This is a genomic window from Runella defluvii (genome assembly GCF_014195535.1).
In the GTDB taxonomy this organism is placed as follows: Bacteria; Bacteroidota; Bacteroidia; order Cytophagales; family Spirosomataceae; genus Runella; species Runella defluvii.
In genome coordinates this window covers 380,014-391,820 of record NZ_JACIBY010000004.1, presented here as the reverse complement: position 1 = coordinate 391,820, position 11,807 = coordinate 380,014, and the positions used below count along the sequence as shown (strand labels likewise).

At 49.0% G+C, this 11,807-nt stretch carries 3 protein-coding genes; all 3 read right to left on the bottom strand.

Going from position 1 to position 11,807, the window contains the following annotated elements:
* Positions 1-168: 168 nt before the first annotated feature.
* A complete protein-coding gene (locus tag FHS57_RS11670) occupies positions 169-5,394 on the bottom strand; it encodes a DUF8696 domain-containing protein (RefSeq protein ID WP_183973753.1) in 5,226 nt (1,741 codons plus the stop codon).
* Positions 5,395-5,398: 4 nt separating this feature from the next.
* On the bottom strand, positions 5,399-5,962 hold the full coding sequence (locus FHS57_RS11665; RefSeq protein ID WP_183973751.1) for a nuclear transport factor 2 family protein: 564 nt from the start codon (positions 5,960-5,962) through the stop codon (positions 5,399-5,401).
* A gap of 142 nt (positions 5,963-6,104) precedes the next feature.
* A complete protein-coding gene (locus tag FHS57_RS11660; RefSeq protein WP_183973749.1) occupies positions 6,105-11,798 on the bottom strand; it encodes an HYR domain-containing protein in 5,694 nt (1,897 codons plus the stop codon).
* Positions 11,799-11,807 lie beyond the last annotated feature (9 nt).

The window sequence follows — 11,807 nt, the reverse complement described above, 5'->3', positions numbered from 1 at the left end:
TACGTATCCCCTCTGTTTCAAATCATTACTTCAATTAAAAAGGAGTCCATATCAAATGTAAAAGAGGAATTATTAGGCTCTACTCGAAAATAAGGCCAAACTTATTACTGATTAATATGTTCTACTATGGAATATTAGAAGGAGGACACGCCCCCTCCCAATATAACCTTATTTCACTTTAAGCACTTTAAGAAATGCTCTATTACTTTCAGTTTGAACCCGTAAGAAGTACATCCCCGTCGGTAGTTCACTCACCCCAAACTCCTCTTGGTGCGTGTTAGTCTCAGGCACAAATTGACGGCTCAAAACGTCACGCCCTGCGGCATCGGTTAATGCCGCTTGCACCACTTGCCCCTTGCTATCTTGCACGTTCAAGCGAAGCGTATGCGTAACAGGGTTGGGGAGAACCGTGGCGAAGGCGCCGTTCTCAGTTATCGGTTGTCCGTTATCCGAACCTTTGCCATTTGCTCCTTCGCCATTTGCCACTTGCCCCCCGCTCTCCGCTGTCCTCGCTGCTCCCACGCCTACCCCGTCTTTCGACTGGATTCTGAACCAATATTCTTGATAGGCCAACACGTTGCCTTGTGCTTTCCGCGTCGAAGGATAAATGCTGCCCCAACCTTTTTGATCCCAGTAACGAATCCCTAGTTTATACAAACCCTTCGGTAAACCTGCGTCATATACGTTAGCGCCTGCGCCGTTGTCTTGGTAAAAGCCGTAAGCGGGATGGTTTTGGGCGTACAATTCTGTCCAGCCTTCGCGGTTGGCGTACATAAAGTAAGGCGCGTTGTTTTCGTGCGTGTTGAAGGAACGAAGCACGCCCATTTCGGGCGTCGCTAACATGTCGAACGTCAATGAACCGTTTGTGCCCCAAGCACAGGCATCCACGTTAATCGTCCAATAACGAGGGGCCGTTTTGTTAGCGTTTTCTACAAAATATAGGGTTGGGTTTACTTGCGTGCTTTGTTCCAATTCAGGACCGCCGTCGCGCGTGATGAATTGACTTGACCAAACACTTGGGTCGTTGGTTTTTATCGCTGATTTGCTCTCGCCAATGTTTATCAACGTCACCACAAACGCGTTCCAGTAAACATCTTTGCGAACGCTTTCCGCACTCTGGCAACCGCCTTCAAAAAGACACTTTGCCCAATAACTCTGCTTCGTCACGTTGCTGAAAGCTACCTCAAAACTTGACGCAGTTACACCCGTGTTCCAAAACGTTTGACTGCCTGCAGGGCAATTCGCCGAAATTCTCACCGTTGTGCCTGTACAGACTATTTCTTGACTCACCGTAATTGCAGGAGCTACCCCAACGGGTATCACCGTGTAAGTCACCACGTTACTCTTTTCACTCAAACAACCCCCTCCCGCTTGGCATCGGGCATAATATGAATTCGTCTCCGTAGGTGTTTGATTGGGCAAAGACGACAACGCTACGTTTGTCAACGCATTGTACCAAATTGTCGTCAGCGTTCCGCAGTTGGCCGTGCCACTAAACGGCACGGGGCTACCGCAACCACTCGTTACGTTCAGGCTCGCCACGGGTGCCGCCAACGAACTGCTCACGATTCGCAAACGCATCACCCCTGATTCCGTTTCCACGCACGAAACCGTACCGTCCGACTTGCGGCAGCGTACGCGGTAATTATGGTACTGACCATCCACCAACTGCGTTGGAAGGGTGCTGCTATATTCACCCCCATCGACTGAATAAAGTAGCATTTCTCCCGCTCCACAAGTCGCGTTGAACGTTAGCGCATTGCCTTCGATATTACATACTTCTTTGGTTTCTCCCGCATTTACCGTCACCCCGTCAGCAACTAGCGACACATTTTGTGGCGTCGATGCGCGATAATTTATCGTCAACTCAATCGGACTCGTGTAGGTCACAGCACAACTCGCATCACAAGCCGCTTGGTAGCGGTGGGATTGGTTATTAGACAATTGGGAAACTGGGGCATTGGTCATCCACTCGCTCCACGAACCACTGCCCACTTGTACCCGCCAAACGGGATTGCCCACTACGCAAGAACCCGAAACCGTAAACTGCAAACTATTAACTGGATTCGCATCTGTATCACAGAAAGTTTGAGCGTTGCCTTCGTTGAGCGTTTGTTGCAAGATCGTCAACGTGATGGTTGGTTTCATTTGGACTTGTATCCTCGCCGTCATCGAAATGGCTTGGGAACATACCCCGCTTTTTACCACCGCGCGGTAATAGGTCGTTTGCGTTAAGTTGCTCGCGGTCAATTCCGTCGTCGTGTTAGCAATATCCACCGCCCCACTAAAATCTGAACTCAACGACGATTGCCATTTTTGGATTGTACCTACCTGGCCCGATAAAGTCAACACTGTGCTATTTACCCCCGAACAAACCGTCGCCGAACCAGCAATGCTGCCACCCACGCTCACAGGGTCAACTGTTACGGTTACCGAAGATGAAATCGCTTGCGAACATACGCCGCTCTTGACCACCGCTCGGTAGTAAGTCGTTTGCGTTAAATTGCTCGCTATCAATTCCGTCGTCGTATTGGAAATATCCACCGCCCCGCTAAAGTCTGAACGCAACGACGACTGCCATTTTTGGATTGTGCCTACCTGGCCCGATAAAGTCAATGTGGTGCTATTCACCCCCGAACACACCGTCGCTGAACCTGAAATGCTGCCACCCACGCTCACGGGGTCAACCGTCACCGTCGCCGAAGCTGAATTTGCTTGCGAACATACCCCGCTTTTTACCACCGCGCGGTAGTACGTCGTTTGCGTTAAATTGCTCGCGGTCAATTCCGTCGTCGTGTTAGCAATATCCACCGCCCCACTAAAATCTGAACTCAACGACGATTGCCATTTTTGGATTGTACCTACCTGGCCCGATAAAGTCAACACTGTGCTATTTACCCCCGAACATACCGTTGCCGAACCTGCAATGCTACCGCCCACGCTCACGGGGTCAACCGTTACCGTTGCCGAAGTTGAATTTGTTTGCGAACATACCCCACTTTTTACAATGGCGCGGTAGTAGGTCGTTTGCGTTAAGTTGCTCGCGGTCAACTGTGCCGTTGTATTGGAAATATCCACCGCGCCGCTAAAGTCTGAACTCAAAGATGATTGCCATTTTTGGATGGTACCTACTTGGCCTGATAATGTCAACACCGTGCTATTCGTCCCCGAACAAACCGTCGCCGAACCTGCAATGCTACCGCCCACGCTCACGGGGTCAACCGTTACCGTTGCCGAAGTTGAATTCGCTTGCGAACATACCCCATTTTTTACAATAGCTCGGTAATAGGTTGTTTGCGTTAAATTGCTCGCTATCAATTCCGTCGTTGTATTGGTAATATCCACCGCGCCGCTAAAATCTGAACTCAACGACGACTGCCATTTTTGGATTGTACCTACTTGGCCCGATAAAGTCAACACCGTGCTATTTATGCCCGAACATACCGTCGCCGAACCTGAAATGCTGCCACCCACGCTCACAGGGTCAACCGTTACCGTTGCCGAAGTTGAATTCGTTTGCGAACATACCCCATTTTTTACCACCGCGCGGTAATAGGTCGTTTGCGTTAAATTGCTTGCTGTTAATTCCGTCGTCGTGTTTGATATATCCACCGCTCCGCTAAAATCTGAACTCAACGACGATTGCCATTTTTGGATTGCACCCACCTGACCCGATAAAGTCAATGTGGTGCTATTTGTCCCCGAACAAACCGTTGCCGAACCTGCAATGCTACCGCCCACGCTCACAGGGTCGACTGTCACACTGCCCTGAATAATATCTGACGCACAATTGGTCGTTGAATTTTTCACCGTAAGCGTAAAAGAAATCAAACTCCCCGAGACAGACCCGCTTAACTCCACCGTGATAGGATTCATCAAATCACCGTCGGTCACCGTGGTGATGCCCGTTCCCGTAATGGTATATTTATTGGGTGAGCCCGTGGGATTGTTGTATGGAATCGAAAAAGTCATGGCACTAGCGCAGATAGCAGGAATGGTTCCTAACGTCAGGCTTGGTTTGGCAGGGTCTTCAAGGGTTGCCGTCACCGCATTGCTAACGCAAACTCCGTACGTGGCCACAATATCGGTATAGCTTCCTGCCCCTAAGCCCGTCAAGGTAATCACTCCGCTGCCGTTGGAAGTAAAATTAGCCGCCGGAATCGCCACATTGTTCTTTTTGTACGTAACCGAATAGTTCGTATTGTTCAAAAACCCACTCAACATAATGCTACCCCCTGAACCTCCACAGGTCGTGGGATTTGATGTTGCCACCGTCGGAGTAATGGCAGCAGGTGGAGGAGATTGGTATTCGTACGCCCCCATATCTATCCTTCCATTGTTGTAAAACCGTGGATTTCCTCCCAAGTCCAAATTACCCACTGTAGCCGAAGTAGTGGCGAGGTCTCCCGCATTGATGGCGGGTGAGCAAGGCTGGAGACGGAAGTCGCCGCTCGCGGCGTTGACGAAGAGGGGGTCCGTGTTGAGATTACCCGTATCACTCCAGTCGCCCCGAATAATAGAATTAGCAACAGTTGAGGTAGCAGCAGCAGCTAGGATGTTAAATGAGTTATTATTCCCCCAGAGAATACAATTTCTAACTGACAGTAAATTTCCTCCTTGATTTATAATAGCAGTATGATTGCCATAAAACGTACAATTTGTTATGTCCACACCGCCATTAAAGTTAAACACGCCAGAGGAATATAAAGTCCCGACATTGTTGATAAAAAGGCAATTGATAATCGTTGGAGTCCCAGTATTCTCATTAAATATCCCTGCATTTGCATAATTCCCAGTATTATTAGAAAAAATACAATTTCTAATAGTAGGAGATGACCCTACATTGTAAATTCCTCCGCCGATGAGATTTCCCGCTGGAGGAGTAGCATTTGCCTGCGTTACCGTAAACCCATCAACTATGACAGAATTGGTTCCATAATTAGTGATTACACTATGGCTGTTGTCTCCATTATTCCCCGACATTCCAATATCACCGCTCAGCGTTGTTACATTCGTCCGCCAGTTTCGTTGCGCATGCTGTGTCTCTGTGCCACTGAAACCTCCGTATATGGCCACTCCACTCTTCATCGAAAAAGAATGGCTGCGGTTACCCAGTGTATAGCCTATGCCTTGGTCGGGTTTATACGTCCCCGCCGCTACCCAAATTTGGGCGCCTGAACAGGTCACCGCCAACGCATCTTGCAACGAGGTATAAGCATCCGCCCATGAGCTACCATTGTTGGCGCCCGTAGCATTGGCCTTGACGTAGAAAATACTGTTGCAAGGTACTGTATACGTTTTAGCAAAGGTAGTTTGCCGAAATAGCAAAACAGTCAACCAAAAACATACAAGTCCAAGGCGAAATAGTGAGTAGGGTAATGTTCGAGTATTCATAAGTTTAAAGAGTAATTGTTTTAAAGGTTATCAAAGTAGGAGTCATCAGATGGTGCTCGTAGTAACAATACCATCGGTCAATGCGTTTTTGGGCGTTGAAATGCAGGCAGCAGTTCAGGTTCAGCGTGCGCGTGTGGCCATCCACGTAACGGAGCTCGCCCCGAAACATCGAAATCACATATACCCCCGCCACACCCGAAAAGGGTAAGGCTTGGTGGCTATGCACAGGAATGTGATTGAAGTGGCTAAACTGCCACGATTGAAGATGCACTCGCTGAGGCTCATTGCGCCAATAAGCCAACACCGCCGCCTTGCCCACCAACGGGCGGGAGCTCTCGGGTAGAAAATACTGCACGTCGTCGGACAATAAATCGGCACATCCTTCCCAATCAAAATCCGATTGGTAGGTCAACGCTTTTTCGGCCAACACCGCGTAGTTCTCGGTCGCTATCGTATAGGGAAGCTCACTTGCTGAAGGACTTTGCTCGGTCGATGAACATGCCAACGACCAGAGCCAAAGTCCGATGCAAAGTAGGGTAATGTGCGCTATGGAAAACACCTTTTTCATGGAGAAGTATTTGAAAAATGATGTCCCAAAAGTAGGTCTAAACCACCTTGACCCTGTTAGAAAATACGGTCAAAAACTTAGACAATACGGTCAAAAACTTAGAAAAACACGAAAATCTTATTCAAAATTATAAATTTCACCCTCAAGGCACCTTCACCACCTTCAGCGTCGCTTGTTTTTCCGAAGTCGTCACCTTCAAGAAATACAGCCCCGCTGGTAACGCATTTACGCCAAATTCTTCTTGGTGCGTGTTGGTCTCGGGCACAAATTGACGGCTTAAAACGTCACGCCCTGCGGCATCGCTCAAGGTAGTTTGCACCACTTGCCCCTTGCTCTCTTGCACTTTCAAGCGAAGCGTATGCGTAACGGGGTTGGGGAGAACCGTGGCGAAAGACACGTTATCAGTTATCTGTTTTCCGTTATCCGAAACACTTTCTATACGACGAACCGACCCTTCACCACTGCCATTTGCCTCTTGCTCCTTGCCATTTGCCACTTCTCTCGCTGCTCCCACGCCTACCCCGTCTTTCGACTGGATTCTGAACCAATATTCTTGATAGGCCAACACATTTCCTTGTGCTTTCCGCGTTGAAGGATAAATGCTGCCCCAACCTTTTTGATCCCAGTAGCGAATCCCTAGTTTATACAAACCCTTCGGTAAACCTGCGTCATATACGTTACCGCCTGCGCCGTTGTCTTGGTAAAAACCGTAGGCGGGATGGTTTTGCGCGTACAATTCCGTCCAGCCTTCGCGGTTGGCGTACATAAAGTAAGGCGCGTTGTTCTCGTGCGTGTTGAACGAACGAAGCACGCCCATTTCGGGAGTCGCTAACATATCGAACGTCAACGAGCCGTTTGTGCCCAACGCACAGGCATCCACGTTGATCGTCCAATAACGAGGGGCCGTTTTGTTAGCGTTTTCTACAAAATATAGGGTTGGGTTTACTTGCGTGCTTTGTTCCAATTCAGGACCGCCATCGCGCGTGATGAATTGGCTTGTCCATGCCGAACGGTCGTTGGTTTTTATCGCTGATTTGCTCTCGCCAATGTTTATCAACGTCACCACAAACGCATTCCAGTAAACATCTTTGCGAATACTTTCGGCGCTCTGACAACCGCCCTCAAAAAGACACTTTGCCCAATAACTCTGCTTCGTCACGTTGCTGAACGATACTTCAAAACTTGACGCAGTTACCCCAGTGTTCCAAAACGTTTGACTGCCTGCAGGGCAATTCGCCGAAATTCTCACCGTTGTGCCTGTACAGACAATGTCTTGCGAAACGGTCACCGCAGGAGCTACCCCAACGGGTATCACTGTATAAGTCACCACATTACTCTTTTCACTCAAACAACCCCCTCCCGCTTGGCATCGGGCATAATATGAACTCGTCTCCGTAGGTGTTTGATTGGGCAAAGACGACAACGCTACGTTTGTCAACGCATTGTACCAAATTGTCGTCAGCGTTCCGCAATTGGCCGTGCCACTAAACGACACGGGGCTGCCGCAACCGCTTGTCACGTTCAAACTCGCCACGGGTGCCGCCAACGAACTGCTCACGATTCGCAAACGCATCACCCCCGATTCTGTCTCTACACACGAAACCGTACCATCCGACTTGCGGCAGCGCACGCGGTAATTATGGTACTGGCCATCCATCAACTGCGTCGGTACAGCACTGCTATATTCGCCGCCATCGACTGAATAAAGTAGCATTTCTCCCGCTCCACAGGTCGCGTTGAACATTAGCGCATTGCCTTCGATATTACATACTTCTTTGGTTTCTCCCGCATTGACACTCACCCCATCGGCAACCAACGATACGTTTTGTGGCGTCGAGGCGCGGTAATTAATCGTCAACTCAATCGGACTCGTGTACGTCACAGGACGGTTCGCATCACAAGCCGCTTGGTAGCGGTGGGGTTGGTTGTTGGATAACTGGGAAACGGGAGCATTGGATGACCAGTCACTCCACAAACCACTGCCCACTTGTACCCGCCATACGGGCGTACTTACTACGCATCCGCTCGTAATGTTGAATTGCAAACCATTAACTGTATTGGCATCCGTATCGCACAAAACTTGAGAATTGCCTTCGTTTAAGGTTTGTTGCAAAGTGCTGAGCGTAATCGTCGGCTTGCTTATCACCGTCACTGTAAACGAACACTCCGTCGTCTGACCATTCGCCGCTGTCACTTTGAAGGTATTCGTCGTCACTCCTACGGGATACTGCACACCAGTTCCCAAACCTGACGTCTGGGTCGTTACAGCACCTGCACAATTATCTGTGCCAACGGGGGCAACGTACGTCACAAGCGTACCCTCATAAACTACAATATTGGCGGGACACGTAATTTTAGGCGCTTCGGCATCGACCACCGTCACCGTAAACGAGCACTCCGCCGTTTGGTTATTGGCATCCGTTACTCGAAACGTGTTTGTCGTCACTCCCACGGGGAAGGTAGCACCTGAAGCCAAGCCTGCTATCTGCGTTGTGACAGCGCCTGAACAATTGTCACTGCCTACAGGAGCCGTATAGGTCACTACTGCCCCGCACTGACCTGTCGTGTTGTTCACCGTAATATTGGCGGGACACGTAATCGTTGGGGCGGTATTATCTACTACATTCACCGTAAAAGTGCAACTACTTGTATTATCGCTGTTGTCCGTTACAGTGATGGTCACCGTACTATTCCCTGATACTACTGTTCCCGCTACTGGCGATTGGGTCACACTTTTTATCCCACAATTATCAGACTGGGTAACCAAATTTTTATAGTCTGGCATAAGAGCCGAGCAATTCAACCCTAGCGCTAAGGTTTGGGTAGCTGGGCAAGTGACAGTTGGTGGCTCATTGTCAACTACCGTCACTGTAAACGAGCACTCCGCCGTTTGGCCATTCCCATCCGTCACTCGAAACGTGTTTGTCGTCACTCCCACGGGGAAGGTCGCACCCGAAGCCAAGCCTGCTATCTGCGTCGTGACAGCGCCTGAACAATTGTCACTGCCTACAGGAGCCGTGTACGTCACTACCGCCCCGCACTGACCTGTTGTGTTATTCATCGTAATATTGGCGGGACACGTAATCTTAGGCGCTTCGGCATCGACCACCGTCACCGTAAACGAACACTCCGCCGTTTGGTTATTCCCATCCGTTACTCGAAACGTGTTTGTCGTTACTCCCACGGGGAAGGTAGCCCCCGAGGCCAAGCCTGCAATTTGAGTCGTCACGACGCCTGAACAATTGTCACTGCCTACAGGAGCCATGTACGTTACTACCGCTCCGCACTGACCTGCGGTGCTATTCACCGATATATTGGCGGGGCACGTAATCGTTGGGGCGGTATTATCTACTACATTCACCGTAAAAGTACAGTCAGTAAAGTTACCATTAATATCAGTGGCCCTGATTGTGACGGTCATTGTGCCAACACCCGAAACATTTGTCCCCGCCGACGGGCTTTGAACCACCCCTTGCATCCCACAAAAGTCGGAGGCTGTCGCCAAATTCCTGTAGTCTGGCAGAATAGCTGAACAGTTTGCCCCCAACTCTAGCGTTTGGGTAGCTGGACAGCTAAGACTTGGCGGGGTAACATCCGTTGTATTTACCGTAAAAGTACAGGTACTCACATTATCGCTGTTATCTGTTACTGTGATGGTAACAGTCATGTTGCCCGCACCAGATACTATTGTTCCTGCTGCTGGCGATTGTGTCACACTTTTTATCCCACAATTGTCAGAGCGAGTTACCAAACTACTATAATCAGGTAAAGTAGCGGAGCAGTTGGCATCCAATGACAATGTTTGCGTATTTGGACAAGTAACGTTGGGAGGCGTATTGTCCACTACCACCACTGTAAAAGAACAAGAAGCACTATTGTTCCTATTGTCTGTTACCCTAATTATCACAGTACTAGCCCCCGAGATAACAGTTCCTACTTGTGGTGATTGTATCACACTTTTTATCCCACAATTGTCCGAAGCAACTGCCAAACTTGTGTAGGCTGGTAAAATGGCTGAGCAGTTCGTCCCTAGTGCCAGCGTTTGAGTAGCAGGACAGGTGACGCTCGGCGGCACGATGTCGGGTGTAACATCCACACAATTGCTACTCTTTTCACACACAACCCCATTTAAGGTGGAAATTGTCACCCGACGGTAGTGAGTCGTTTGGGTGGGACTAGCAGGATCGTACGTTGCGCTATTGGTGTTCGGTATTGGAGTAAAAACACCGTTACAATTAGTGGTGCTTTGCTCCCAACGGTAGGTAATGGTGCCCGTTCCAGTTCCTGCGGTTACGGAGGTAAACGCTTGTGGATCTACTCCAACACAAACCTCTTGACTTCCTCCGACACTACCTGCATCTACCGTATTGACATTCACTGTGGTAGTTTGAGCCAAACCGCTAATGGCACAACCAGTAGCATCCGTGATTTGGGTGAGGTTAAAGCTAGTCGTGCCCGTAAAATCAGTACCTTCGGTCAAGGTAGCAAATACACTACCACTTGTGACACCATTGTATGTGACGCCATTGACCACAATATCAAAAGGAGCAATACCCGAAGAAGACGTAAAACTAAGCTGAATGCTTTCTCCTGCACAGACGGTCGTTACGTTACTGGTAATAGTTCCAGTTCCGTTAAGTCCTAGGCTCAAACTGGCCATATTACTTGCGTAAATGTTGTCATCGTTTATGTTCCTGCTCCCATTATCATCATCCGCAGAGTTGCCACTAAAAGTCACATTGCACATACTAACGAATGGATCATTGGTTGAACCTGGAGCAGCATTCCCCCCGTTATCTGCTTTGTTGAAAACAAAAAGTGCTCCGCCATACCCCTTAGCACCATTGTTACCTCGGGTAGCGGCATTATTATTAAAACTAACGCTCATTAGATTCAACCGACCACTGGTTACAAAAATAGCTCCACCTGCCCCCATTCCACCTCCGTTATTATTACCACCACCAAAGCCAGCAAGAGCCAGAGCACCACCACCACCACCAAAACCAGCAACATTGTTAACACCATTACCACCACCACCACCAAAACCAGCAACATTGTCAACACCACTACCCCCTCCGCCACCAAAACCAGCAACATTGTCAACACCACTACCTCCTCCGCCACCAAAACCAGCAATACCTAATGTAATAACCCGACCACCATTGCCAAAAATAGGCACTCCCCCGTTCGAACCAGGCGTACTCCCACTCGCGTCTGTTACACTGCCACCCGCTATACTACCATTACCAAGTACACCACCGCCACCACCATTAATATTGGTCATGTTTCTTCCACCATTCCCTCCCATACCGCCGCCACCAAGCAGATCTGCGTAATCCCCCCCCTGAGCCTTATTGTTGATAAGGTTAACATTGATCAACCTCAAATTAATACTTCCACTCCCTCCTTCTCTTCCCTCGTGCATAAAAATGGCTCCACCTGCCCCCATTCCACCTCCATCACCATTGCCACCTTTGGCATAGCCGTTCGCCAGCGTCAGATTTTGAATCGTTATCGTTCCATTTTGTATCCAAAAAATGCGAGAAATACCCCCGCCACTAATTGTCAGATTATTCACCCCTAAACCATTGATACTAACATGGTTGGTAATCACCAAAAATGGGCTAATTACCGTAATGGTTGAGCCATTAGGCACGGTAAAATTAATCTGGTGGGGGCTCGCCGCCGTTGCGCTTCCGTCCGCATTGGCATCAAAGATGGCCTGCCGCAAAGAGCCTACTCCAGTGTCGTTGGTATTGCTTACCGTAAAAGTAGTCGCACGGCAAACATTTATTATACTAACCCAAATTACAAAAATCAAGACGATGTTTTTCATACCACAAAT